Raw genomic sequence first — 634 nt, 5'->3', positions numbered from 1 at the left:
GTTGTAAGTTGCTTCTACAAATGACAACATCATTGCAACTTGAATGAATTGTTTAAATTTCATTTACATAATCCCTAATTAAATAACTGCACAGAAAGACTCTGCATGATTTCACTCTTGGTTTGAAGTTCCTGCTCAAATTCATATACTCTAATTTCATTTTAGTCCTTCAATATAATGTATTTAATGAACATTCAATATCACAAGAAACTTCTGCATATAGTTCTTCGATAAGATCCTGAACTGCTGACCTCTTTTCTTTATCAAATACATTCCACTTTTGCGTTGGCTGTTTACATGAAAGAGATTTATTGTGTGGTGCTTGATCCATTACTGCAGACCTTGGTGACATCGCTGCCTTTGCCTTTTCATAACAATCATAATAACATTGGCTATTTTTTTGAGGTGGATATATCAAGTGGTCGGTAGGACTCGGATTGTATGGCCTGGACTTATAACGCCCATCCGGATCCACATACCCTAACGGGTCACCATTTACATACGCATAGAGGTTAATCCCGCCTTGCTCTTGCAGTGGGTCGCGGTTTAGCCAGCGGCCCAAGCTTGGTATATAGAAGCGATAACCAAAATAAACTAATCCACTTTCAAAATCTGAGCGTTTGGTCGACATACC

At 38.3% G+C, this 634-nt stretch carries 1 protein-coding gene; it reads right to left on the bottom strand.

Features of this window, described 5'->3' with window-relative positions; genetic code table 11:
- Positions 1-169: 169 nt before the first annotated feature.
- A partial coding sequence (locus tag AB4653_RS24740) for an RHS repeat-associated core domain-containing protein (RefSeq protein WP_372105554.1) occupies positions 170-634 on the bottom strand: 465 nt, incomplete at its 5' end.

The sequence above is a fragment of the Vibrio sp. 10N.222.48.A3 genome, from assembly GCF_041475345.1.
In the GTDB taxonomy this organism is placed as follows: domain Bacteria; phylum Pseudomonadota; class Gammaproteobacteria; order Enterobacterales; family Vibrionaceae; genus Vibrio; species Vibrio tasmaniensis_A.
This window is presented reverse-complemented; position numbering and strand designations above follow the sequence as displayed.